The sequence below is a fragment of the Pseudomonas sp. UMAB-40 genome (assembly GCF_900095275.1).
Lineage (GTDB): Bacteria > Pseudomonadota > Gammaproteobacteria > Pseudomonadales > Pseudomonadaceae > Aquipseudomonas > Aquipseudomonas mandelii_B.
The window spans coordinates 10,734-32,559 of record NZ_LT607584.1 but is presented as its reverse complement, the minus strand read 5'-3'; the positions used below and the strand labels follow the sequence as shown (position 1 = coordinate 32,559).

At 58.2% G+C, this 21,826-nt stretch carries 29 protein-coding genes and 1 pseudogene; 21 read left to right on the top strand and 9 right to left on the bottom strand.

Annotation, left to right across the window (positions count from 1 at the left end; all coding sequences use genetic code 11):
* Window positions 1–75 precede the first annotated feature (75 nt).
* From K0F88_RS30880 to K0F88_RS30855, 6 genes are all read left to right on the top strand, one after another.
* Window positions 76–705, top strand: coding sequence for a hypothetical protein (locus tag K0F88_RS30880; protein ID WP_219097693.1), 630 nt, complete (start codon window positions 76–78; stop codon window positions 703–705).
* 82 nt (window positions 706–787) lie between these two features.
* Window positions 788–1,117 (top strand): hypothetical protein, encoded by a 330-nt coding sequence (locus K0F88_RS30875; protein ID WP_219097692.1) that lies wholly within the window; start codon window positions 788–790, stop codon window positions 1,115–1,117.
* A gap of 140 nt (window positions 1,118–1,257) precedes the next feature.
* A complete protein-coding gene (locus K0F88_RS30870) occupies window positions 1,258–1,863 on the top strand; it encodes a hypothetical protein (protein WP_219097691.1) in 606 nt (201 codons plus the stop codon).
* Window positions 1,864–1,872: 9 nt separating this feature from the next.
* Window positions 1,873–2,079, top strand: a complete 207-nt coding sequence (locus K0F88_RS30865) for a helix-turn-helix transcriptional regulator (RefSeq protein ID WP_201205025.1) — start codon at window positions 1,873–1,875, stop codon at window positions 2,077–2,079.
* Window positions 2,080–2,163: 84 nt separating this feature from the next.
* Entirely contained in the window at window positions 2,164–2,835 is a 672-nt protein-coding gene (locus K0F88_RS30860) for a hypothetical protein (protein WP_219097690.1), read from the top strand.
* A gap of 145 nt (window positions 2,836–2,980) precedes the next feature.
* The gene (locus K0F88_RS30855; RefSeq protein ID WP_219097689.1) at window positions 2,981–3,610 is read left to right on the top strand and encodes a hypothetical protein; all 630 of its coding nucleotides are present in this window, start codon (window positions 2,981–2,983) and stop codon (window positions 3,608–3,610) included.
* A gap of 10 nt (window positions 3,611–3,620) precedes the next feature.
* Here the strand turns inward: K0F88_RS30855 and yegQ are convergent, their stop codons facing one another.
* Entirely contained in the window at window positions 3,621–4,946 is a 1,326-nt protein-coding gene (gene yegQ, locus K0F88_RS30850) for a tRNA 5-hydroxyuridine modification protein YegQ (protein ID WP_219097688.1), read from the bottom strand.
* Between the two features lie 164 nt (window positions 4,947–5,110).
* On the opposite strand from yegQ, the gene K0F88_RS30845 reads away from it, so the two are divergent.
* On the top strand, window positions 5,111–6,172 hold the full coding sequence (locus K0F88_RS30845; RefSeq protein WP_219097687.1) for an AI-2E family transporter: 1,062 nt from the start codon (window positions 5,111–5,113) through the stop codon (window positions 6,170–6,172).
* On the opposite strand, the gene K0F88_RS30840 is transcribed toward K0F88_RS30845, so the two are convergent.
* The 3 genes from K0F88_RS30840 to K0F88_RS30830 form a co-directional block, all read right to left on the bottom strand.
* Entirely contained in the window at window positions 6,169–6,351 is a 183-nt protein-coding gene (locus K0F88_RS30840; protein ID WP_094468154.1) for a hypothetical protein, read from the bottom strand. The genes K0F88_RS30845 and K0F88_RS30840 overlap by 4 nt on opposite strands.
* A gap of 100 nt (window positions 6,352–6,451) precedes the next feature.
* Window positions 6,452–6,646 (bottom strand): hypothetical protein, encoded by a 195-nt coding sequence (locus K0F88_RS30835; RefSeq protein ID WP_219097686.1) that lies wholly within the window; start codon window positions 6,644–6,646, stop codon window positions 6,452–6,454.
* Window positions 6,647–6,881: 235 nt separating this feature from the next.
* Window positions 6,882–7,247: a hypothetical protein gene (locus K0F88_RS30830; protein ID WP_094468152.1), complete on the bottom strand. Its 366-nt coding sequence runs from the start codon at window positions 7,245–7,247 to the stop codon at window positions 6,882–6,884.
* A 245-nt stretch (window positions 7,248–7,492) separates the two neighbouring features.
* Between K0F88_RS30830 and K0F88_RS30825 the strand changes: the two genes are divergently transcribed.
* Window positions 7,493–8,311 carry a shikimate 5-dehydrogenase gene (locus K0F88_RS30825; protein ID WP_219097685.1) on the top strand — a complete coding sequence of 273 codons (819 nt, stop codon included), beginning with the start codon at window positions 7,493–7,495 and terminating at the stop codon, window positions 8,309–8,311.
* Between the two features lie 240 nt (window positions 8,312–8,551).
* Window positions 8,552–9,070 (top strand): cupin domain-containing protein, encoded by a 519-nt coding sequence (locus tag K0F88_RS30820; protein ID WP_094468150.1) that lies wholly within the window; start codon window positions 8,552–8,554, stop codon window positions 9,068–9,070.
* 43 nt (window positions 9,071–9,113) lie between these two features.
* On the opposite strand, the gene K0F88_RS30815 is transcribed toward K0F88_RS30820, so the two are convergent.
* Complete coding sequence (locus K0F88_RS30815) at window positions 9,114–9,761, bottom strand: YceH family protein (RefSeq protein WP_219097684.1); 648 nt, start codon at window positions 9,759–9,761, stop codon at window positions 9,114–9,116.
* Between the two features lie 185 nt (window positions 9,762–9,946).
* Between K0F88_RS30815 and K0F88_RS32730 the strand changes: the two genes are divergently transcribed.
* Genes K0F88_RS32730 through K0F88_RS30790 form a run of 6 tightly spaced genes read left to right on the top strand, consistent with a single transcriptional unit; the run spans window position 9,947 to window position 14,182 of the window.
* On the top strand, window positions 9,947–10,075 hold the full coding sequence (locus K0F88_RS32730; protein WP_257605415.1) for a hypothetical protein: 129 nt from the start codon (window positions 9,947–9,949) through the stop codon (window positions 10,073–10,075).
* Complete coding sequence (locus K0F88_RS30810; protein ID WP_219097683.1) at window positions 10,072–11,049, top strand: NAD-dependent epimerase/dehydratase family protein; 978 nt, start codon at window positions 10,072–10,074, stop codon at window positions 11,047–11,049. Before K0F88_RS32730 ends, K0F88_RS30810 begins: the two co-directional genes overlap by 4 nt.
* Before the next feature lie 45 nt (window positions 11,050–11,094).
* The gene (locus tag K0F88_RS30805; protein ID WP_219097682.1) at window positions 11,095–11,835 is read left to right on the top strand and encodes a glycosyltransferase family 2 protein; all 741 of its coding nucleotides are present in this window, start codon (window positions 11,095–11,097) and stop codon (window positions 11,833–11,835) included.
* Window positions 11,832–12,110, top strand: a complete 279-nt coding sequence (locus tag K0F88_RS30800; protein WP_076028031.1) for a lipid-A-disaccharide synthase N-terminal domain-containing protein — start codon at window positions 11,832–11,834, stop codon at window positions 12,108–12,110. Before K0F88_RS30805 ends, K0F88_RS30800 begins: the two co-directional genes overlap by 4 nt.
* 3 nt (window positions 12,111–12,113) lie before the next feature.
* On the top strand, window positions 12,114–13,634 hold the full coding sequence (locus tag K0F88_RS30795; protein ID WP_219097681.1) for a glycosyltransferase family 39 protein: 1,521 nt from the start codon (window positions 12,114–12,116) through the stop codon (window positions 13,632–13,634).
* Window positions 13,635–13,672: 38 nt separating this feature from the next.
* Window positions 13,673–14,182, top strand: coding sequence for a DUF1993 family protein (locus K0F88_RS30790; RefSeq protein ID WP_219097680.1), 510 nt, complete (start codon window positions 13,673–13,675; stop codon window positions 14,180–14,182).
* A 91-nt stretch (window positions 14,183–14,273) separates the two neighbouring features.
* Here K0F88_RS30790 and sstT read toward each other — a convergent pair whose 3' ends face one another.
* Entirely contained in the window at window positions 14,274–15,506 is a 1,233-nt protein-coding gene (gene sstT / locus K0F88_RS30785; RefSeq protein ID WP_219097679.1) for a serine/threonine transporter SstT, read from the bottom strand.
* Between the two features lie 279 nt (window positions 15,507–15,785).
* Here sstT and K0F88_RS30780 point away from each other — a divergent pair, with 279 nt between their 5' ends.
* Window positions 15,786–16,940 (top strand): MFS transporter, encoded by a 1,155-nt coding sequence (locus tag K0F88_RS30780; protein ID WP_219097678.1) that lies wholly within the window; start codon window positions 15,786–15,788, stop codon window positions 16,938–16,940.
* Window positions 16,941–16,944: 4 nt separating this feature from the next.
* Here the strand turns inward: K0F88_RS30780 and nhaR are convergent, their stop codons facing one another.
* Window positions 16,945–17,844, bottom strand: coding sequence for a transcriptional activator NhaR (nhaR, locus tag K0F88_RS30775; protein ID WP_109629261.1), 900 nt, complete (start codon window positions 17,842–17,844; stop codon window positions 16,945–16,947).
* A 135-nt stretch (window positions 17,845–17,979) separates the two neighbouring features.
* On the opposite strand from nhaR, the gene K0F88_RS30770 reads away from it, so the two are divergent.
* Both K0F88_RS30770 and K0F88_RS30765 read left to right on the top strand, forming a co-directional pair.
* A complete protein-coding gene (locus tag K0F88_RS30770; protein WP_094468144.1) occupies window positions 17,980–18,222 on the top strand; it encodes a hypothetical protein in 243 nt (80 codons plus the stop codon).
* A gap of 27 nt (window positions 18,223–18,249) precedes the next feature.
* Window positions 18,250–18,999 (top strand): TerC family protein, encoded by a 750-nt coding sequence (locus tag K0F88_RS30765; protein WP_219097677.1) that lies wholly within the window; start codon window positions 18,250–18,252, stop codon window positions 18,997–18,999.
* 73 nt (window positions 19,000–19,072) lie between these two features.
* Here K0F88_RS30765 and K0F88_RS32725 read toward each other — a convergent pair whose 3' ends face one another.
* Window positions 19,073–19,267, bottom strand: a complete 195-nt coding sequence (locus tag K0F88_RS32725; RefSeq protein ID WP_094468142.1) for a hypothetical protein — start codon at window positions 19,265–19,267, stop codon at window positions 19,073–19,075.
* 143 nt (window positions 19,268–19,410) lie between these two features.
* Between K0F88_RS32725 and K0F88_RS30760 the strand changes: the two are divergent.
* The 3 genes and pseudogenes from K0F88_RS30760 (at window position 19,411) to K0F88_RS30750 (ending at window position 20,672) form a co-directional block, all read left to right on the top strand.
* Window positions 19,411–20,138, top strand: a pseudogene (locus K0F88_RS30760) (peptidase C39 family protein).
* A gap of 94 nt (window positions 20,139–20,232) precedes the next feature.
* Complete coding sequence (locus K0F88_RS30755) at window positions 20,233–20,439, top strand: DUF6021 family protein (RefSeq protein ID WP_094468140.1); 207 nt, start codon at window positions 20,233–20,235, stop codon at window positions 20,437–20,439.
* A gap of 17 nt (window positions 20,440–20,456) precedes the next feature.
* Entirely contained in the window at window positions 20,457–20,672 is a 216-nt protein-coding gene (locus K0F88_RS30750; protein ID WP_219097676.1) for a hypothetical protein, read from the top strand.
* Between the two features lie 54 nt (window positions 20,673–20,726).
* Here the strand turns inward: K0F88_RS30750 and pbpG are convergent, their stop codons facing one another.
* Complete coding sequence (pbpG, locus tag K0F88_RS30745; protein WP_219097675.1) at window positions 20,727–21,665, bottom strand: D-alanyl-D-alanine endopeptidase; 939 nt, start codon at window positions 21,663–21,665, stop codon at window positions 20,727–20,729.
* Window positions 21,666–21,826 lie beyond the last annotated feature (161 nt).

Below are 21,826 nucleotides of genomic sequence, written 5' to 3'. Positions count from 1 at the left end.
GCGGATGAAGGCTTGGGAAATCACCTGCAGACACTGCCGAAAGGTTAGTGAACATCAAAGAATCGGAAGCGTGCAATGAAACGTGCATCGTTGTTTTTCGGGGCCTTCAGTATCACCTTCAGCGCGATAGCCGCTGTCCCTCCGCCCAGCGGAGCATTCGACGCAATCGAATGGCCAGCCTCTCTGAGGAAAGCGCCTTCAAGAAGCGCCACGTTTGGAGAGCTCGTTATTCAATTCGAAAAAACGACGCTAGCGCAGGTGATGAGCGAAGCGTCCGTTGGCACCATCGCGCATCAAGGCGACGCTGGCGATAGTGTTTATTGGTTGTGCTACAGCCAGCCCAATGCTGGCGCGCTGATATGGATCATCTCAAACGGTGAGATGGGGGGTGACAACCACGCGGTGACGGGTGTTATCGCCGAGCAATTCAAGTCTGCCCGGGCGAGCATCGACTGTCCTGCGTTACCGGTAAAGTTGCAGCCCTTGTCACTTGCCCATGACGTGTGGCTTGGCTCCACGGACGTCGCTATTCAACAGATGCTGGGGATGCCTTCACATCAGGCTGGTGCATGGCGGGCTTTCGACTTTCAGGGCAGGAAGCAAGGCGAGTGCGAAGGTGGGTATGACGTCTATAACTGGCTGCGGACCCGGTCGGACAAAGGGCGCGTCAACCGCATTGATGCGGGGCAAGTCACCAGCTGCTAATCCGGATTTTTATTCAGCAACTGAGGACAATGCCTCGGTTGTTTCATCGAGTGGCGTTCCAGCTACTTTGGAGTCAATGCTGATGCGACCTTCTGATTTTGTCTTTTCTCTTTTTGCAATTGGCATCGCGGGCTTTGCGTTGTCCATCCCCGGGACCACGCAGGCCCACACCGGATCCCTCTATTGTGGATCGGCCTCGAACGGCCTAGGTGTCAATGCCGTCACCACTCAGGCGAAGCAACGTGCATGTCCGGCGGCGATCGAAGTCGCCAATGCCTATATCCAGCTGAACTACAAGCTGGAGCCCGTCCTGATCATGAACAAGGGCGAGCGTTGGATCTGCCGGCAACGCCAGGGTCACACCAACCCTTACGGGGAATGCATGATGCAGAAAAATCCGATGAAAAGGTAACGCTTACGTCATAAGCCCGTGGCGAATGCTGAAGCGGGCAGTAGGCCGAAGAACGCTCTCGTAAAATACAATTATTTATTGTAATCAGATAATTTATCATCAAAAATAAGTCACCATAACGGCTCAGCAAGGAACTGTGCATGAACTCCCGCATAAACTACTCGGCGCTGCAACGGATGCATTGGATCGGACTGCTGGCCGCGTTACTGGTTTGGGCCATGGGCATCATCGAGGTGGGTGGTAACGCCATGGTCTGGATCTATGACAAGGATGAAATGCTGGCCGCGCTGCTCGGTGGTTTTGCCGAAAGCGCGCCGCAACTGCTCGACCCCTTTGCCGAAGATACGCTGCTTGACCCCCATACGTATCTCTCGCCACGGGTCACTGCGCTGATCATCGTTCTGGACTTCCTGCCCCAGCTGCTATCGGCGTATGCGTTATGGCTGACCGGGTTGTTTTTCCTGCGCTTGTCTCGCGGCGAAACCTGGTCCGACCGCAACACCAGCATCCTGTGGCGCATCGGTGTGTTGTGCATCGTTTTGCCGGCGACCTACCCACTGATAGAAACCCTGCAAGGTCTGGCGTTATCCATGGACCTGCCCCCGGGGCAAGGTATTCTCAAGGTCTCGATTGGCCTGTCCTCCGCCTCCGCGTACGAGATCGTCAAAGGACTATTACTCTGCGTGTTTTCCATTATCATGCGCGATGCCAAAGCGCTCAGCGATGAGCACAGTCAATACATATAGAAAAACTTAATGACCATTATCGTTCGCCTCGACGTTGTCATGGCCACGCAGAAAATTCGCTCGAAAGAGCTGGCTGCCCTGCTGGGCATCACTGAGGCCAATCTTTCATTGCTGAAAAATGGCAAGGTCAAGGGGGTGAAGATCGCCACCCTGGACAAACTCTGCGCGGCGCTCGATTGCCAGCCAGGCGACCTGCTGGAATTTCAGAAAGACTGAGCATTGCTGATGACGGCGAGTTGTTTATCGCGAGGCTCAACCGTTTAGCTTTTATTAAATCCTTAGTTGCAAGGCGACTCCTTCATGACCCGGTTTTTGTGCTGCATGCTGTTATGGCTGACGGCGTTGCTCAGCGGCTGTGCAACGAAAATGGACGTAGCGATCAATGCGACACCTGATCCGGACTATCAGTTTGACCGACAGGCCACCGTACTTGTGACGTCCACCGGTGGCAGTGATGAAAACGCACTGAATGCTCGCTACTACTTGCGCGATATGGTCAACGCACTGAAAGACCAGGGCTTTCGGGAGGTATTTACCGACACCAGCCTGCCCAAGAACCATTCACCGATCAAAATGACCATCACCCTCGATGTCAGCAGTCGGCAAGTCACTTACCGCTACACCGCGACCGAGTATGGACAGGTGCCAACCAGCACCTCGACCGTGTGCAAGAACAGCAAGAAAAAAGATGACCGGCTGATCTGCACCAGTACGCCAAATACGACCTATGGCCCGGTGGGAACCTCGGAGCGAACGGGCTACACAACGCTGACCACCTTCACGGCCACTGCCCGGGATGAAGTGAGTAAGCGTGCGGTGTATCTGCTGCGGGCATCGTCCTATAACGAGGATTGCCGAGGAGAGAAGGTCGAAGTCTTTCTGGTGGCACAGGGGCTGCGGAACCTGAATTTCGAGGATCGCGTACAACGCAACTACACCGTCACGATGCCCGAGGGGTACAGCTGCAAATAGTTTGTTTATACAACTGCAGGTGCGTGAGGCATTTATCGGAAGCGTTACTGATCGGTCTGGGCCATCACTGACAGCGCCTGTCGTTGAAGTCGGGCCAGACGACGTTGCCAGTCACTAAAGCTGCACTTCCAGGTAACTGATTGGGATGAACACTTTTATGATCCGCTCTATTAAAACCCTTAGCTTGACCTTGTTCGCCGCTATTTGCTTTTCACATTTCGATGCTCATGCTCAGGGCGTGAGCGAGTCAGCTGATGGCATTCAAATCATTAGCCCGGCGCACCCGGTGTGGTTGGTTGAGCAACCCTATGTCGAGGGCCTCTTGCTGACAGCGAGCACTTACGGCAACAGCGCTTACGGCGACTATCAAACCAAGGCCAATCTGCAAATCAGCTGCCACCCGGAGAATCCAGAGGCCGGACTTACGCTGCATTTCGCACCGGAGCCGCTGGGCTTCAACAGCGATCCATTTGAAGGTCCGGGTGCAGTGGGGGCAATGCGAATCACGACCGGCGCACGCACCGCCGTCGATCACCAGACCTCTGGCAGTTGGACTGACGGCGGGGTATTCCAGGTGGGTACGATCTTTTCGCTTTACACCGCCATCCCACGCGATGAACTGGCCTACTGGGCGAGCGATGCCTCACGTGGCCAACCCGTGCAGCTTTTGCTGGCGCCCAAAGAGGGCGGGAAGCCGTTGAGCGCTAAGTTTTCATTGCCCAAAAACAACGCCGGGTTGAAGAAAGTCATCCAGCCTTGCCTTGGCGGCCGATGACACAAAGGCGCTAAACGCCGTTCACATCCCGCATCAACAACCCGAACCGCAAATCCACCGCATCCGGAATCGGCACATACACCGTGTGCCCGTCTCCCGGCGCCACGTCGATCGGCTCGCCTTTGCCGTTTTGCAACTGATGCAGATCGAAGTGGAAATTCCCCTGGGGTGTCATCAGTTCCATGTGATCGCCCAGGCCAAAGCGGTTCTTGACCGTCACTTGCGCCAGGCGATCACGCCGTTCGCCGGTCAACTCGCCTACAAACTGCTGACGTTCTGAAACCGAGCTGCCGTGCTGATAGTTCTGGTATTCGTCATGCACGTGCCGACGCAGGAAACCTTCGGTGTAGCCGCGTTGGGCCAGGGACTCCAGATCCGTCATCAAACTGCGATCGAACTCGCGACCGGCCACCGCATCATCAATCGCCCGGCGGTAGACCTGCGTGGTGCGTGCGCAATAGAAGTGCGATTTGGTCCGGCCTTCGATCTTCAGTGAATGCACGCCCATCTGTGTCAGGCGTGCGACGTGCTGCACGGCGCGCAGGTCCTTGGCGTTCATGATGTAGGTGCCGTGCTCGTCCTCGAAGGCCGGCATCAGTTCATCCGGGCGATTGGCTTCCTGCAACAGGAACACCTGATCGGTCGGCGCGCCGATGCCCAGGGTCGGCTCCGGCCTGAACTGCTGGACGATTTCACCGAGCTGATTTTCCGTGGCTTGCGTCGCCGAATACTTCCAGCGGCAGGCGTTAGTGCAACTGCCCTGATTGGCGTCACGCTTGTTCATGTAGCCCGATAGCAGGCAACGGCCGGAATAGGCCATGCACAGCGCGCCATGGACAAACACCTCCAGCTCCATCGCCGGGACTTGCTGGCGGATCTCGGCGATTTCTTCCAGCGACAGTTCCCGTGACAGGATGATCCGGCTCAAGCCCTGTTGCTGCCAGAACTCGACACTGGCCCAGTTCACCGTGTTGGCCTGCACCGACAAGTGGATCGGCATGTGCGGGAAGTGTCGGCGTACCAGCATGATCAGGCCCGGGTCGGACATGATCAGTGCGTCCGGCGCCATCGCAATCACGGGGGCCAGGTCGTCGAGGAAGGTCTTGAGCTTGGCGTTGTGCGGCGCAATGTTTACCACCACGTAGAAACGTTTGCCCTGCGCCTGAGCCTCTTTGATGCCGAGCGCGAGATTGGCGTGATCGAATTCGTTGTTGCGCACCCGCAAGCTGTAACGCGGCTGGCCGGCGTAGACCGCATCGGCCCCGTAGGCGAAGGCGTATCGCATGTTTTTCAAGGTGCCGGCGGGGGCGAGCAGTTCGGGAGCAAGGAGCGTCATGGCAGTGTCGATCGCAAAAGCCCGCGAGGGTAATCGCCTTGCCCGCGGGGTTCATTGATCTGGATCTATGCTTGATGAACAAACGGATGGCACTCGCGCGAACCGTCGCGGACTAAGCATCAGCACGGCTCTTCAATATCAGAGCGCACTGACATGGATCGGACATGAACGAACAGACGGTACACAACAAATCGCTGGTGATTTTGCTCGGAGTGGTCACCGCCGCTTTTATCTGGATTTTGCTGCCGTTCTACGGCGCGGTGTTCTGGGCGGTGATCCTCGGGATTCTGTTCGCACCGCTGCAACGCCGGATCCAACTGAAGTTCGGCTGGCAGCGCAACCTCACATCCCTGCTCACCCTGAGCATCTGCCTGCTGATCGCGATCCTGCCGGTGATCATTCTCAGTATCTTGCTGGTCCAGGAAGGGGCGTCGCTTTACAAAAGCATTGAAAGCGGCGAGCTGGACATCGCGGGGTATGTGACACATTTCAAGCACAGCTTGCCGCCGTACTTCCAGCATTTGCTGGATCGGGCCGGGCTCGGTGAGCTGGACGGGCTGCGGGAGAAAATCATCAAGAGTGCGGTGACGGGCAATGAGTTTGTCGCCACGCAGGTCTTCAGTTTCGGTCAGGGCACGTTCGATTTTGTGGTCGGCTTCTTCATCATGCTCTACCTGCTGTTCTTCTTCCTGCGAGACGGCGCGGAACTGGCGCGTAAAGTTCGCTCCGCCGTACCGTTGCAGGAACACCAGAAACGTCGTTTGCAGCTCAAGTTCAATCGCGTGGTTCGGGCGACCGTAAAGGGCAACCTGCTGGTGGCGATCACACAGGGCGCATTGGGTGGTTTGATTTTCTGGTTTCTGGACATCCCGAGCGCGTTGCTCTGGGCAGTATTGATGGCGTTTCTATCGCTGTTGCCGGCGGTGGGGGCGGGGATTGTCTGGGCGCCGGTGGCGGCATTTTTCCTGTTCGCCGGGGCGATCTGGCAGGGTGTGGTGCTGGCGTTGTTCGGGGTTTTCGTTATCGGCCTGGTGGATAACGTGCTGCGACCGATCCTGGTGGGCAAAGACACGAAGATGCCGGACTATCTGATCCTCATCTCGACCCTGGGCGGCCTGGCGATTTTCGGCCTCAACGGCTTTGTTATCGGGCCGCTGATCGCGGCGCTGTTCATGTCGAGCTGGGCCATTTTCCTCGAAACCAAACCAAGGGTGCAGCTGCCTTAAGCGCTGAACTTCCCTTGGCCGATTCGTTGCGACAACGCTTGGGCGGCCGGCAGTGAAGTGAGCGGTCCGCTGATCGGCTCGCCGTCCTGCACCAGATACCAACAGGCGAGCAATCCTAGCTCTCTGAGCGGTGCGGGAACGGCGCTGCCAATTACGGACATGATCTGAACCTGGGACATAAATACCTCCATCAATCGATGGAGCTACCTTACGGACCTGCCTCTCGAACGGACAATCAACACTTTCGATAGTCGTCATTGACGCCAGTGAGTGTCGGGTTCAGTCGACCACCATATCAAGCATATGGACCACTTCCTGCTCGTTGAGCAGGCCTTTGCGCACCAGGTTTTCTGCCAGCAGCGAAAGAAACTTGGCGCTGCGATGGCCTTCCAGGTGCTTGAGTTCGGTCAAAGCGTTGTACACCTTGCTGGATGTGCACAAGCCGACAATGCGGTGCGGGTTTTGCGTGGGCATGAGGTCGTCCTTGTTTTTATCAACCTGTTGTTTACGGACAGATCCAAGCTTGCGGACCTGGCATGACATAAATATGACCGTTTTCCCCAAGTCGGGGGAAGGGCGGTCGAGTCAATCTTGCCAAACTGAACCGCCCACACTGTCCCGACAGCGACCTTGACGCGATTTTCCCAGACCTTCGCCGACGAACGGTCACAAAAAAGCCCCGCTGATAAGGCGGGGCCTGTTGAATCTGTTACCAGCGGCCATAACCGTGGGGAGGGCCGTAGTAGCCGCGTGGTGGACCGTAATAACCACGTGGCGGGCCGTAGTAAACCGGCGGTGGTGCGTAGTAGACCGGTTGCTGCACGTAGACCGGCGCGGGCTGGTAATAAACCGGTGGCGGCTGTTGTATGTAAACCGGCTGCGGCTGGGCGTAGACCGGTTGCTGTACGTAAACAGGCCGGTTGCTGTTGATGATGGCCGAGCCGACGATTGCCGAACCAACGATCGCGCCAAATACCGCTGGACCCTGCCAACCGTGACCGCCGCCAGCCTCTGCTTGCCCTGTGATAGCAAGAGCTCCGAGCAGCAAGGCAACTGTGGGGATTTTACGGATCATGATAATTCCTCGGTTCTTCGACCCGGCGCTTGCGTCTGCAATAGACCCAAGGATTGTCGCGGGGATACCTCTAAGACAGCGTTTTTTTGAAAATCAGCACAGCCGCTGGGTAAATTTTGTGTAAGGTCTGTACCGACTTCTTTACGGCCCCGGCGAACCTGCTCAGGCACGCCGTAATAATCGATCAGACCACGATGGAATGGCTAATCCCGTCCATCTGAAAGTGCTTATGAAGGAGATGTTTCATGCAGATGAACCCCAACCGAGACACCCAGCTGTGCATGTCGCTTTCCGGGCGCCCCGGCAACTTCGGCCTGCGGTTTCACAATCATCTGTATGAACAGTTGGGCTTGAATTTTTACTACAAGGCGTTCAGCAGTCAGGATCTGCCGGGTGCCGTTGGCGGCATTCGTGCACTGGGCATTCGTGGCTGCGGCGTGTCGATGCCGTTCAAGGAAGCCTGCATTGCGCTGGTCGATGAGCTGGACGCGTCGGCAGCGGCCATTCAATCGATCAATACCATCGTCAACACCCATGGCCACCTCAAGGCCTACAACACCGATTACATCGCCATCGCCCAGCTGCTTGAAACCCATCAGGTGCCGAAGGAATCGACCTTTGCCCTGCGCGGCAGCGGCGGCATGGCCAAAGCCGTGGCCAGTGCCTTGCGCGATGGCGGCTATCAATACGGCGTGATCGTGGCGCGTAACGAACGTGCCGGGCGGGCGCTGGCTGAATCACTGGGCTACCAGTGGCAGGCGGAACTTGGCACTCAGCGTCCGCAGATGTTGATCAACGTCACGCCGATTGGCATGAGCGGCGGCCCTGAGGCCGATCAACTGGCGTTCGACGCTGAAACCATCGCTGCTGCCGAGACCGTCTTCGATGTGGTGGCGATACCCTCAGAAACACCGCTGATCGTGCGCGGTCGCGCTGAGGGCAAGCGCGTCATTACCGGGCTGGAAGTGATCGCGATCCAGGCGCTGGAGCAGTTTGTCCTGTACACGGGCGTGCGGCCGACGGATGAGCAGTTCAAGAAAGCGGTGGAGTTTGCTCGCAGCTGATCCTTCAGATTATTGGTTGGCTGTACTGGCCTCATCGCGGGCAAGCTCGCTCCCACAGAGGATTGGCGTCGTACGCACATGTTGTGATCGACAGAGAACCCTGTGGGAGCGAGCTTGCTCGCGATGGGCGCACCTCGGTCCCCCAGGCAAGCCCAATCAATTGCCGCACATTTCCCGCCTATACTCCCGCCAGCAAGCAAAGACTTGCCCCCCAACCAACAAACCGTGCCCGAGGTTCCCATGCATCCCCCCATTCTCAACCTGAATCAGGTCGAACTCGAACCGCTGCCCGAAGCCCTGGCGCCCACCGGTGAAACCGCCGGCCGCTACCAACAGAGAATGGCCCGCGTCGGCCAGCAGTTGGGGTCGCAAAAGCTCGGTTATCGGTTGTACGTGCTCGAACCAGGCATGCGTGGCAGCCCTTTTCACAGTCATCGGGTCAACGAGGAGATGTTTTACGTCGTGGCTGGGGAGGGGGTGGTGCGCCTTGGTGCCGAGCGTTTTCCGATCCGCGCCGGTGACGTGATCGCCTGCCCGCCGGGCGGTCCTGAAGCGGCGCACCAGATCATCAACAACAGCAAGGGCGAACTTCGTTACCTGGCGGTCAGCACCCAGCAATCGCCGGAGATTTGCGAGTACCCGGATTCCGGCAAATACGTGGTGATGGACGACTTCAAGGTCGACGCCGAAGGCAATGCCTCAGGCTTCGTCGCCATCGCCCGCCCGGGCGACGGCGTGGATTACTGGGATGGCGAATAACCTTACAGGCATGGCGCAGATCTTGTAGCAGGGATCGTATTGGTTACTCGAGGCGTGCCAGTCGTTCTTCGAGTGCGGAAATTCGCGCCTCAAGCTCTTCGATACGCTCTACGGATACGCCGCTACCGGCACCGCGTTCGGCCGGGTTTTGCCGGGCAGCGAGGATGACTTCGATATCCGCCGGATCACCCAACGCATGCATATAACGGTCTTCGCGCTGCCCGGCCTGACGGGGAATCAGCAGCGCCAGTCCGCGAGCAATCAACCGTTCCAGTTGATGCACCACCTGTTCGGCGTCTTCAAAATCATGCATGCGGCCGCTGCGGGTCAGCAGTTCATTGACCGTCTGCGGGCCTCGCAGAAACAGCAATCCCGCCAGAATCACCTGGGCCGGCACCAGTTCAAGCGCCTTGTCGACCTTATGCTCCCAGCGATCGGCACGGCTGCCCATCACCAGTTTGGTAAAGCCGCGACCTTCTAGGGCGCGCAGGCTCTGGCCGACCTGCCCCTGGGTGAGATTCATCACCGGTTCGCGACTGGTTTTCTGGTTGCAGGCAATCACCAGCGCATTGAGGGTCAACGGATAGGTTTCCGGGCTGGTGGCCTGCTTCTCGATCAACGAGCCCAGAATGCGGATTTCCGTGCTGTTGAGGCGCGGCTCGTCGAAGGTCGTCTCTTGCTCAATGCTCATTGTTCTGCGTCCTTTCCCGGTTTCATATTCTTCTCCTGCCGGCATGCACTTTAAATCGGCGTGCGCCAATGGCAACTGAATTCGTCGCTCCAGCTATGAAATGGTCATAAAACCAACATCAAACCATAACGCTATTTTTACAATCTGGCGGGCACCGTGTGCATGGTTGCGGACCACTGTCGCACATGGCCGGCGCAACGCCATGGCGTACCGACGACGTCACCGGCTTTAACGATTTCACCCTGGAGCAAGGCATGAAGCTGATGTTGGAATCGACCCGCAATAATGCGCTCATCGGCGTGGCCCCGCTATGACCGTTCTAGTCACCGGCGCCGCAGGATTCATCGGCTTTCACACGGTCAAGCGCCTGTGTGAGCAAGGTATTGATGTGGTCGGCATCGATAATCTCAACGACTACTACAGCGTGGAACTCAAAAACGCACGGCTCAAGGCGCTGAGCACCTTGTCCGGTTTTCATTTCAAGGTGCTGGACATTGTCGACAAGCCAGCCTTGATAACCTTGTTCAAGGATCACGGTTTCACCGAGGTCATCCATCTGGCGGCCCAGGCCGGCGTTCGCTACTCGCTGGACAGCCCGGACGTCTATGCGCAATCGAACCTGGTGGGTTTTCTGAATGTGCTGGAAGCCTGCCGACATTATCGCCCCAAGCATCTGATTTATGCGTCGAGCAGCTCGGTGTACGGCACCAACAGCAAAATGCCTTTTAGCGTTGAAGATGCCGTCGATCACCCGATTTCGCTGTATGCCGCCAGCAAACGCGCGAATGAGCTGATGGCCCACAGCTATTGCCACCTGTATGGACTCAAGGCCAGCGGCCTGCGGTTTTTTACCGTTTACGGACCTTGGGGCCGCCCCGACATGGCGCTGTTCAAATTCACCCACGCGATCCTCAACGACAAACCAGTCGACCTTTACAACCAGGGCCAGATGTCGCGCGACTTCACCTACATCGACGACATCGTCGAAAGCATTGCGCGCCTGCGCCCACGACCGCCGTTGTCGGACCACCCTGGCGAGGGCGCCAACCGGATTTACAACATCGGCCGCGGCATGCCGGTGGCGCTGCTGGATTTCGTCGGCTGCCTTGAGTCGACGTTAGGGATTCAGGCCCGGCGCAACTTTCTACCGCTCCAGGCGGGCGACGTGGTCAAGACCTGGGCGGACGTGTCGGCATTGGCACAGTGGGTCGATTTCCGTCCGCAAGTGACGGTTGAAACCGGCGTCGCGGAATTCGTGAAGTGGTATCGCCACTTTTATCAGAGATGAAATGTTGGCCCTCGATCATAAACATCCAGGGTAATAGGGGCCTCTATGAACCAAGACATATTTGTATCCGTGCTGATCCCGGCAAAGAACGAAGCGAACAATCTCAAATCGCTGCTCGAAGAAATCCGTATCGCACTGGCCGATGAGGCGTATGAAATCATCGTCGTGGACGACGGCAGTACTGACGCCACTTTGCAGGAACTGCGACAGAGCAAATACAGTGGCTTGAGCACGTTGCGCATCCTGCGCCATGAGCGTTCGCTGGGGCAGAGCACTTCGCTCTACCATGCGGCGCTCGCCGCCCGGGGCCAATGGCTGGCCACGCTCGATGGCGACGGTCAAAACGACCCCGCGGATATTCCCGGCATGCTGGCGTTGGTGCGCAGTGAGCTGGGCAGCGTCGACCTTCAATTGGTCGCCGGGCATCGGGTCAACCGCCGCGATAGTGCGAGCAAGCGCTGGGCCTCGCGGTTTGCCAACGGGCTGCGCAGCCGCATGCTCAAGGACCAGACACCCGACACGGGTTGCGGGTTGAAACTGATCCAGCGGGCCGCGTTTCTGCGCTTGCCGTACTTCGACCATATGCACCGCTTCATTCCTGCGCTGATCCAGCGCCACAACGGCCGTATGATCACTCACCCGGTCAATCATCGACCGCGCACGGCCGGGGTTTCCAAATACGGCAACATCGACCGCGCCCTGGTGGGAATTCTCGATCTGGTCGGCGTCTGGTGGCTGATCAAGCGCACGCGACTGAACACCCATGCGCAGGAGATGGAAGGATGAACCTGTCCCGCGAGACCTTGTGGCTGGTGGTCGGTTTCAGTGGCCAGATCGCCTTTACCGGACGCTTTGTCCTGCAGTGGCTGTACAGCGAATACAAAAAACGCAGCGTGATTCCGGTGAGCTTCTGGTACCTCAGCATCGTCGGCAGTGCGCTGTTGTTCGCTTATGCCATTTACCGCCAGGACCCGGTGTTCATCGCCGGTCAGGCGTTCGGCTCCATCGTGTATTTGCGCAACCTGCAATTGATTGCCCGCAGCAAAACCTTGAAGGACTGACCCGTGCGCCGAACCCTGTCACCCAGCGTTGAATGTCTGGGACTGATGCTGCTTGCTCTTTTACTGGTCGGCGCGGGACTTGGCCTGCGTCAGCCGCAGAATGTCGATGAGGAGCGATTCCTCGGCGTTGCGCTGGAAATGCTGCACAACGGTTCTTGGTTGATTCCGCACCGAGCCGCCGAAATCTACGGCGATAAACCACCGATTTTCATGTGGACGGTGGCGTTTTTTACCTGGATCACCGGCATCCCCGCCCTTGCCCTTTATATTCCGGGGCTTTTGTCTGCCACATCGGTCACGGCCATGCTTTACGATTTGGGCCGAAGGCTATGGAATCAGCGTGCCGGTCGGACGGCAGCGCTCCTGTATTTGGCGACGTATCAGACGTACAGCATTTTGCGGACCGGTCAGATCGACAGTTTTCTGATTCTGTTTACTTCGCTGGGGCTGTACGGCCTGGTGCGTCATCTGCTGCTTGGGCCGGCCTGGCGTTGGTTTTACGTTGGGTGCGCGGCCATGGGGATTGGTGTGATCACCAAAGGGGTCGGCTTCGTCCCGGCATTGATGTTGATTCCGTATGCCTACGCAGTGCGCAAAGGCTGGCCCGGTGTGGTGGCCATGCCGGGCGCGGCGCGCAAGTGGTGCCTGGGTTTTTTGGTGGTGCTTGGCGCCATCGCGATCTGGTTGCTGCCCTTGGCGGTGTCCATCGTATTCAATGGCGCCGCTGACGAAGTCGCTTATGCGCGGGAAATACTTCTGCGCCAGACAGCGGGACGCTATGCGGCAGCGTGGGATCATCGAGAACCGTTCTGGTATTTCTTCGTCAACGTCATCCCGCAATATTGGCTGCCGCTGGTGCTCGCGTTGCCATGGCTGGTGCCCGCCTGGAGCCGGCAACTGCGCAAGCGCGATGGACGAGTGCTGGTGTTGCTGGGGTGGGTCGTGCTGGTCGTGCTGTTTTTCTGCCTGAGCAGCGGCAAGCGCAAGCTGTACATCTATCCGGCGCTACCGGGGCTGGTGCTGATCGCTGCGCCGCTGATTCCGTGGCTGTTCAAGCGCTGGTTCAGCCAGCGCCCGCGGGGGTGGCGGGTATTTCAGGTGGTGGCCGTGGCCTGGTTCACGCTGTGGTTCGCCCGCGGTTTTATCGAGCCGGTCAAGGACGGACCCAATCCTCACAAGGCACTGATGGTGCAAGCAGCGCAGATGACCCAAGGCGCGGACCTGGTGTTGGTCAACTGGCGCGAGGGCCATTGGTTGTTTGCCCGACAGCCGATCGTTCATTTCGGAATGACCCGTTCCACGGTCGAGCAAGCGGCGCAATGGTTGCGCGAACACCGTCAGTCATACGCGTTGGTGCCGGATGAATTGCTCAGCCAGTGCTTCAATCCCCAGGCTGCCCATGAGCTGGGTGAGACCTCGCGTGCACAGTGGTCGATCGTCGGTGCCGACGCCGATAACGGTCGTTGTCATCCTGGCCCGCCCGACACTATCTATCGCTTCACCTGGGACCGCGCATCGCTATAATCGCCCCACGTTTCCCCCTGTCACCACACGAGACTGCCATGACTATTTCCCTGTATGCCGCTTCGGTTCCTGTTTTCCAACAAATGCTCAACGCCCTGAGCGACGTTCTGAACAAGGCCGAAGCCCACGCCACCGCCAAGAACATCGACCCGAACGCGTTCCTGCAAGCCCGACTGTACCCGGACATGTTCCCGCTGGTGCGTCAGGTGCAGATCGCCGTTGATTTCGCCAAAGGCGTGTCCTCGCGCCTGGCCGAGATCGAAGTGCCGAAGTACGACGACACCGAAACCACCTTCGCTGAACTGCAAGCCCTGATCGCCAAGGTTCTGGCTTACATCGGCGAGATCAAGCCTGAGCAGATCGACGGCAAGGAAGGCATCGAGATCGTGACGCGTCCAGGCACGCCTAAAGAGAAGCGCTTCAGTGGCCAGGCTTACCTGCTGAGCTACGGCCTGCCGCAGTTCTTCTTCCACGTCACCACCGCTTACGCACTGCTGCGTCACAACGGCGTGGAAGTGGGCAAGCGCGACTACATGGGCGCGTTCTAAACCGCCCAGGTACAAAAAAGCCCCCGCAGCCTGAGGTTGCGGGGGCTTTTTCATGTGTAAACATTGTGCGACTACACCACAGGGTGAAGTGTTATGCCAGACGTTGCGCTTTTGCTTCTTCGCCCAGGCAAGCCGCAGCGGTGAACAGCACGTCCGTAGACGAGTTCAGCGCAGTCTCCGCAGAATCCTGCAACACCCCAATAATGAAGCCCACCGCCACCACCTGCATGGCGATTTCACTCGGAATGCCGAACAGGCTGCACGCCAGCGGAATCAGCAATAACGAACCGCCGGCCACGCCCGAAGCGCCACACGCACAAATCGCCGCCACCACACTGAGCAGAATGGCCGTCGGGATATCCACGGCGATGCCCAAGGTATGCACGGCCGCCAGGGTCAGCACGGTGATGGTGATCGCCGCGCCGGCCATGTTGATGGTGGCGCCGAGCGGAATCGATACCGAGTAAGTGTCTTCATGCAGGCCCAGGCGCTTGCTCAATTCCAGATTCACCGGAATATTCGCCGCCGAACTGCGGGTGAAAAACGCCGTGATGCCGCTTTCCCGAAGGCAGGTCAGCACCAGCGGATACGGGTTGCGTCGCAGTTTCCAGAACACAATCACCGGGTTCATCACCAGCGCCACGAACAACATGCAGCCCAGCAGCACGGCCAGCAGATGCACGTAGCCGATCAACGCCCCGAAACCAGACGTGGCCAAGGTCGATGCGACGAGACCGAAGATCCCCAGCGGCGCGAAACGAATCACCAGGCGTACGATCAGGGTCACGCCGTTGGACAGGTCGCCGAGTACCTCGCGAGTGGTATCACCGGCATGGCGAATCGCAACGCCCATGCCGATCGCCCACGCCAGGATGCCAATGAAGTTGGCGTTCATCAGCGCACTGACCGGATTATCGACCACGCTCAGCAGCAGGCTTTGCAACACTTCGCTGATGCCGCCCGGTGCGGTGACAGCGACGTCATGGGTGGACAGCACCAGACTGGACGGAAACATCATGCTGGCAACGACCGCGACCACCGCGGCGGCAAACGTGCCCAGCAGGTACAAAAACAGAATCGGCCGGATGTGGGTTTCCTGGCCGTGCTTGTGGTTGGCGATCGAGGCCATGACCAGCACGAACACCAGAATCGGCGCGACGGCTTTGAGTGCCGAAACGAAGACCTTGCCGATGAATGCCGTGGATTTCGCCACCTCCGGCGCGATCAGCGCCAGGGCAATCCCGGCGATCAGGCCGATGACGATTTGCGAGACCAGGCTCAAGCGTTTCAAGCGTTGCAATAGCGAAGGGGATGAAGCAGTCATAAAACGGCATCTCTGATTATTAGGTGCGGGGGTATCGCGACATCAATGCCAGTGAATGGCCGATGAACAAGGTGTACGTATCGCAGGGCGCGGACTTTATCACAGCGTGGTCTTGATCCTTCAGACCTGTGACGATCTGCCGCCCGCGTGATCAACGAGATCGGCAGGTTCGTGCAACCCTGATCGGAAACACTCTGTTAAGATTGCCCATCCTCATTTTCAAGTCATGCCAGTGGGCCTTCGGGCTATCGCTGGTGTCGTCGTTTTCTGGAGTTCTGCATGCTGTTGCCCATCCTTCTGTTGTCGGCCGCCGGTTTTACCGTGCTGACCACGGAGTTCATCATCGTCGGCCTGTTGCCGGCGATTGCCCGAGACCTTGAAGTCAGCATCCCCCAAGCAGGTTTGCTGGTGACTCTGTTTGCCTTCACCGTCGCCGCGTTCGGGCCGTTTCTGACCGCGTACTTCGCAAGGTTCGAGCGGCGCAAACTGTTCATCTCGGTGTTGATCATGTTCGGCCTGGCCAACACCCTCGCGGCGTTTGCACCGAACATCGGGGTGATGGCCATTGCCCGCTTGATCCCCGCGTTGGGGTTGCCGGTGTTCTGGGCGCTGGCCAGTGAAACCGCGGTGGACATCGTCGGGCCGGATTACGCGGGGCGGGCGATCGCCAAGATCGGTTTCGGCATTGTCTGCGCCACGGTGTTCGGCATTCCGGTAGGCACGCTGATCTCTGACGCGTTCGGCTGGCGCAGTGCCTTTGGCATTCTGGCGGTGATCGCGTTTGCCAAGGCGTTGCTGCTGTTTATCTACCTGCCGAAAACCAATCTGCATCAGCATCAGGTGAGCTTCCGTTCGCAGTTCAAGATCCTGCGCAGCCCGTTGATGCTGGGCCATGTGCTGCTGTCGATCCTGGTGTTCAGCGGCATGTTCACCGCTTACACCTACCTGGCGGACATCCTTGAACGTCTCGCCGGTTTCAACGGCACGGTGGTCGGCTGGTGCCTGATGGGCTTCGGCGCGGTCGGTCTGATCGGCAACTCGTTGGGCGGACGCGCGGTGGATCGTCATCCGCTGATGGCTTCGATGATGTTCTGCACGTTCATGATCGCCGGCATGGTGGCGTTGGTGCCGAACATTCATTCGCCACTCGGTCTGGCGGCGGCGATGGGGATCTGGGGCGTGACACAGGCGGCGTTGTTCCTGGTCAGCCATGTGCGATTGATGAAGGCTGCGCCCGAGGCGCCGGCCTTTGCCGCGTCGCTGAACATCGCCGGGGCCAACCTCGGCATCGGCCTGGGTGCGATGGTCGGCGGACGGGTGATCGACAGCGTTGGCTTGGGCGGGCTGGGTTTTGCCGCAGCCGCGTTTATCCTGGTTTCGATTCTCCTGGCCATGGCGCTGATGACCATGAAACCTCGCGAAATTTGCGCCTGACCCTTCACACCTCGGTGAACAGCTCGCGTCGGGCACCTTCGGTAATCGCCACAATGCCGGGGTGCTTGACCTTGCGTTCCACTGAAATGGCGTAGAACGACTCCGTCACGGCGTCGGTCTGGCCAATCAGCTCCACGCCGTATTGGCGTTTCACTTCGTCGGCAATCACGCTCGGGCCGATGAAAATCCCGCTGCCCGATTGACCGAAAGCCTGCATCAGTGCGCTGTCGTCGAACTCGCCGACAATGCGCGGCTGGATTTGCTGCTCGGCAAACCATCGCTGCAAGCGACTGCGCACCACGGTTTCCGGCCCGGGAATCAGCAGTGGTGCGCCGTGCAGGCTGCGTGGGAAATCCTGACCGTACTGTGCCGCCAGCTCGGCGGTGGCGAAGAAGCTGATCCCGCATTCACCGAGTTTTTGGCTGTAACCCTTGATGTCCAGGTGCGAGGGCATCGGGCTGTCGGAAATCACCAGGTCCAGCCGCTGGATCGCCAGGTCGGCGAGAAGCCGTTCCAGTTTGTCTTCGCGGCAGGTGATGCGCAGCGGCTCGCTCAATTCCATGGTCGGTGCGATCAGGCGATAGACGATGGATTTGGGCACCACATCGGCGACGCCCACCCGAAACAGGATCTGCTGTTCGTTGGGTTGCGCCCGCAGCATCAACTCCAGTTCGCCGCCCAGCTGAAACATTTGCTCGGCGTAGGGCAGGGTCTGACGCCCGGCCTCCGTCAGCTCAAGCTGCCGGCCGACCCGTCGGAACAGCTCAATGCCATAGGTTTGTTCGAGCAGAGAAATCTGCCCGCTGATGGTCTGGGGCGTCAGATTCAACTGCTCGCAGGCGCGCACGATGCTGCCGGTCTTGGCCACCACCCAGAAGTAATGCAATTGCCGATAATTGAGCATGACGGCCTACAGTTCGTAAAAACCGAAGTATAACCGCTAAAAATACGAATTTTCCTGAAGTGTTTGCCTCCCTAGAATGCGTCGCTATCAGCGGGCCATCGTTTCGGCCCGTTTTGTTCTATCGAGGAAAGCATCATGAAGCTTAAAACCACGGCACTGTTGATTGCGTCTTTACTGGTATTGGCCGGTTGCGACCAGGCCGAGAAAAGCGCTCAGCAATTGATGGGCAAGGCTGCCGAAACCGCCAAACAGGCGATTGACGACACCCACAAAGCCGCCGAAGAGGCGATCAGCGATGCCACCGGCGGCCTGATCAGCAAAAAAGAACCATCGGCCGAAGATAAGAAGAAAACCGAATCTTCGTCCCAGGACATCTAAACCGTTCAAACGAGTCAGGACTGACCCATGGAATACCTTTTAGAACTCGCTGCAAGCCCCACCGCCTGGGTCGCCCTGGCCACGTTGATCGTGATGGAGATCGTGCTCGGCATCGATAACCTGATCTTCATCTCGATCCTGACCAACAAGCTGCCCGAGCAGCATCGGCAGAAAGCACGCCGCATCGGTATCGGCATGGCGCTGATTCTGCGACTGGGCCTGCTGAGCACCATCGCGTTCATCGTCCAGTTGACGGAGCCTGTGATCGATATTCTCGGCCACGCGTTCTCCTGGAAGGACATGATCCTGATTGCCGGTGGCCTGTTCCTGTTGTGGAAGGCGACCACCGAGATCCATCACAGCATGGACCCGGCACCGAATGATCCGATGTCGGCGACCTCGACCGTGACCTTGGGCTTCGCTGCTGCGATCGGTCAGATCCTGATGCTGGACATGGTGTTTTCCATCGACAGCATCATTACCGCTGTGGGCATGACCGAGCATTTGCCGATCATGATCATCGCCGTGGTGGTGTCGGTGCTGGTGATGTTGCTGGCGGCTGATCCTCTGGCCAAGTTCATCAACGACAACCCGACCGTGGTGATGCTGGCGCTGGGCTTCCTGATCATGATCGGCATGACGCTGATCGCTGAAGGTTTCGGTGCTCACGTGCCCAAAGGCTACGTCTATGCGGCCATGGCCTTCTCGGCGACCATTGAGGGCTTGAACATGATGTCGCGCCGGGCCAAGCAGAAGAAAATAGCGGCTGAAGCTTAACCCGCAAAAACGAAACGGCCGCCTGCGCTCGAAAGAGCCCAGGCGGCCGTTTTTGTTTGCGAATCCGAAAAGATCAGTGCGCGGTCGCGTGGTGTACCGGTGGTTTATCGGTCTTGGCCACAGGCGACGATTGAGCGGGGTGGTGATGGTGCCGACGGGTAATCCGCAAAACGCCCCACAACATGGCGGCGGCCACGGCCAGCCAGCCGGAAATCAACATTACGATTGTCATTGTCAGGCTCATCGGTGCCTCCTCTTTGCCCTGCATCGGGCACACACTCTTTGCAAATGACAGTCTAGTCGCTGCTGTGTTTCAGGCTATTGACCAAAGGTCGGCTGTCATCAACCAGTTCGCTCTATCGAACGCACTCAACTGCGGGTTAAGGCTATACCGGCGTCGCGTGGCGTCCTATGATCGACGGCCAAGCCGGGAGCGTATTGCCTGGCGTCTGAACAAGAGAGTGATGATCGTGCGGGTATTTTCTCGGATTCGAGCGGCGGCGCTGATGGTGGGTTGCGTCGCAGTTTTGGCAGGATGCGCGGGGAGTGTGGCACCGGAGATCAAGCGGCTGCCGGAACGTGTCGAACTCAGCGGTACGTTCTACCGTGGCCAGGACTATCAGAGCGGACCACAGGTATTGGCCAGCATGCTGGCACAGCAGGGCGTCGTGATTACGCCCGGGTTGCTCGAAAAACCCTTGCACTTGCCGGGCGCCGAAGCCCAGTTGCAGCAGAACATGCAAAACCTTGCTCGTGAGTACGGGATGGTGGTTTATCCCCTCGACAGCCATTTGCCGGCACTGTTAACCCAGGTCGCGGCCGGCTATCCGGTGATGGTGCGCTTCACTGAAGGCACGGCGCTCTGGGCTGAACCGCGTTACGCCATTCTTGCCGGGTACAACCGTCAGAAGCAGACGGTGTTGCTGCGCGCCGGCATGAACCGCCGGAATTTGATGAGCTTCAGTTCGTTTGAGTCCTCTTTTAAAGATGCCGGCGGCTGGGCTGTATTGATTCAGAAGCCCAATCAGATACCTGCCAACGTCGATCAGCAGCGCTGGTTGAAGGCGGCGAGTGATCTTGGACAGGCCGGTCAGGAACAGGCCGCTGCACGTGCGAAGAAAGCGCTGACCGCGCAATAGGTTTCCGTTCGTCATGTGCCCGGCACCGCCAGGCACGCTTTGCCTCTAAGGGATAAGGCCTGGTTTCTCCGGGCCAGATTCCAGGAGGCGCCACATGGCACAGTCCAATACCCCTGACGGCCCGCATTCATCCGAACATTCTTCGGGCGACGAGTTGGATTTCGACCCCGATTCGCCGGACCTCGCCGATCCTCAGGTCGATCCCATCGGACCTGCCAAGGCGCCCAGGGATGTAAAGCCGGGCGACAATCCCAAGGCTCCGGCGAAGCCCTACGACCCACTCGCTGATCTGAAACCCTAACCCTTGGTGAGGTGCGTATGTCTACTGATTCGAGTTTCAACGACAAACGTCCGGACAGTGTCCCTACAACGCCCGAAGAGGGCATTGATCCGGTGATGGATCCGAACGATCCGTTAAGGGATCCATTGGCGCGTCCAATGGTGGTACCGCCGGAGCATCCCCACGGCATGAGAGATCCAAGCGCTGGGGATGGCATTCCCGATGATGACCAGATGCCTTTGCCGAACGATTAATGCCAGACGAAAAAAAGCCCCGAATGATCGGGGCTTTGTTTTTTTGCCGCTGATTTATTTTGACGCTTCAACAACACCGCTCTGACGGTGCTTGAGGTTCTTGTCCGACTTGTACTGCAAGGCTACCGACGGCACGTCTGCGCCTTTGCCGGTTTCGACCCAACTGCGAATGCGGGTGGCATCGGCAAAATGCGTGTACTTGCCGAAGGCGTCGAGGATTACCAGCGCCACCTGGCGATTGCCCATGCTGGTCACCAATACCAGGCAGTGACCGGCTTCGTTGGTGAAACCGGTCTTGGTCAGCTTGATGTCCCAGTTCGGCTTGCCGACCAAATGATCGGTATTGCGGAAACCCAGGCTGTAGTTGGGTTTGCGGAACGTAACGGTTTTTTCCTTGGTGGTGCTCAGCTCGGTCAGCAACGGGTATTTGTGGGCGGCGATCAGCAATTTGCTCAGGTCGCGGGCCGTGGAGACGTTTCGAGGGGAGAGGCCCGTCGGCTCGACGAAGTGGGTGCTGGTCATGCCCAATGCCTTGGCCTTGGCGTTCATCGCGGCAATGAATGCGACGTAGCCACCCGGATAATGATGGGCCAGGCTCGCGGCTGCACGGTTTTCCGAGGACATCAGGGCGATCAGCAGCATTTCCCTGCGTGGCAATTCACTTTTGGGTTTGACCCGGGAAAACACGCCTTTCATTTCTGGCGTGTCGCTGATGTTGATATTGATGTACTCGTCCATGTTCTGCCTGGCTTCGACCACAATCAGACCGGTCATCAATTTGCTGACCGACGCGATGGGGACAACCACATCGGGGTTGCTGGCATAAATGACTTTGTTGGTCTGCATATCCAGCAGCAAAGAACTGCCGGAAGCGAGCTTGAGTTGTTTCGTGTCTCGGGGTGCCGCGGTGGTTTCAGCGGCATTGACCGTTGGCGTGAGGAACGTCCCTGTAAAGGCAAACAATAGGCTCAGGATGGAAAGACGGATTTTCACGCTGGCAGACTCATAAGGTGTTGATAAGCCGTTATGTAACGGGTTATTTCGTAAAAGCGCGACATTCTGGAGTATGGCTGAATAACTGTCGATGGTTGTTCAGGGAGGAGGTAAAAGTCCGTGGGAACGTGAAAAAAAAGTCATTTTCCGGCGGATGGTCG

Coding starts and splice junctions, on each gene's coding strand:
- yegQ (WP_219097688.1), bottom strand. CDS start 4,946: ATGACGCTCCTTGCTCCCGAACTGCTCGCCCCCGCCGGCACCTTGAAA.
- nhaR (WP_109629261.1), bottom strand. CDS start 17,844: ATGCTCAATTATCGGCAATTGCATTACTTCTGGGTGGTGGCCAAGACC.
- K0F88_RS30845 (WP_219097687.1), top strand. CDS start 5,111: ATGAACGAACAGACGGTACACAACAAATCGCTGGTGATTTTGCTCGGA.
- K0F88_RS30830 (WP_094468152.1), bottom strand. CDS start 7,247: ATGATCCGTAAAATCCCCACAGTTGCCTTGCTGCTCGGAGCTCTTGCT.
- sstT (WP_219097679.1), bottom strand. CDS start 15,506: ATGACTGCTTCATCCCCTTCGCTATTGCAACGCTTGAAACGCTTGAGC.
- K0F88_RS30755 (WP_094468140.1), top strand. CDS start 20,233: ATGGCACAGTCCAATACCCCTGACGGCCCGCATTCATCCGAACATTCT.
- K0F88_RS30800 (WP_076028031.1), top strand. CDS start 11,832: ATGAACCTGTCCCGCGAGACCTTGTGGCTGGTGGTCGGTTTCAGTGGC.
- K0F88_RS30810 (WP_219097683.1), top strand. CDS start 10,072: ATGACCGTTCTAGTCACCGGCGCCGCAGGATTCATCGGCTTTCACACG.
- K0F88_RS30875 (WP_219097692.1), top strand. CDS start 788: ATGCGACCTTCTGATTTTGTCTTTTCTCTTTTTGCAATTGGCATCGCG.
- K0F88_RS30865 (WP_201205025.1), top strand. CDS start 1,873: ATGACCATTATCGTTCGCCTCGACGTTGTCATGGCCACGCAGAAAATT.
- K0F88_RS30820 (WP_094468150.1), top strand. CDS start 8,552: ATGCATCCCCCCATTCTCAACCTGAATCAGGTCGAACTCGAACCGCTG.
- K0F88_RS30805 (WP_219097682.1), top strand. CDS start 11,095: ATGAACCAAGACATATTTGTATCCGTGCTGATCCCGGCAAAGAACGAA.
- K0F88_RS30780 (WP_219097678.1), top strand. CDS start 15,786: ATGCTGTTGCCCATCCTTCTGTTGTCGGCCGCCGGTTTTACCGTGCTG.
- K0F88_RS30840 (WP_094468154.1), bottom strand. CDS start 6,351: ATGTCCCAGGTTCAGATCATGTCCGTAATTGGCAGCGCCGTTCCCGCA.
- K0F88_RS30870 (WP_219097691.1), top strand. CDS start 1,258: ATGAACTCCCGCATAAACTACTCGGCGCTGCAACGGATGCATTGGATC.
- K0F88_RS32730 (WP_257605415.1), top strand. CDS start 9,947: ATGGCCGGCGCAACGCCATGGCGTACCGACGACGTCACCGGCTTTAAC.
- K0F88_RS32725 (WP_094468142.1), bottom strand. CDS start 19,267: ATGCAGGGCAAAGAGGAGGCACCGATGAGCCTGACAATGACAATCGTA.
- K0F88_RS30855 (WP_219097689.1), top strand. CDS start 2,981: ATGAACACTTTTATGATCCGCTCTATTAAAACCCTTAGCTTGACCTTG.
- K0F88_RS30880 (WP_219097693.1), top strand. CDS start 76: ATGAAACGTGCATCGTTGTTTTTCGGGGCCTTCAGTATCACCTTCAGC.
- K0F88_RS30860 (WP_219097690.1), top strand. CDS start 2,164: ATGACCCGGTTTTTGTGCTGCATGCTGTTATGGCTGACGGCGTTGCTC.
- K0F88_RS30790 (WP_219097680.1), top strand. CDS start 13,673: ATGACTATTTCCCTGTATGCCGCTTCGGTTCCTGTTTTCCAACAAATG.
- K0F88_RS30750 (WP_219097676.1), top strand. CDS start 20,457: ATGTCTACTGATTCGAGTTTCAACGACAAACGTCCGGACAGTGTCCCT.
- K0F88_RS30825 (WP_219097685.1), top strand. CDS start 7,493: ATGCAGATGAACCCCAACCGAGACACCCAGCTGTGCATGTCGCTTTCC.
- K0F88_RS30770 (WP_094468144.1), top strand. CDS start 17,980: ATGAAGCTTAAAACCACGGCACTGTTGATTGCGTCTTTACTGGTATTG.
- K0F88_RS30835 (WP_219097686.1), bottom strand. CDS start 6,646: ATGCCCACGCAAAACCCGCACCGCATTGTCGGCTTGTGCACATCCAGC.
- K0F88_RS30765 (WP_219097677.1), top strand. CDS start 18,250: ATGGAATACCTTTTAGAACTCGCTGCAAGCCCCACCGCCTGGGTCGCC.
- K0F88_RS30815 (WP_219097684.1), bottom strand. CDS start 9,761: ATGAGCATTGAGCAAGAGACGACCTTCGACGAGCCGCGCCTCAACAGC.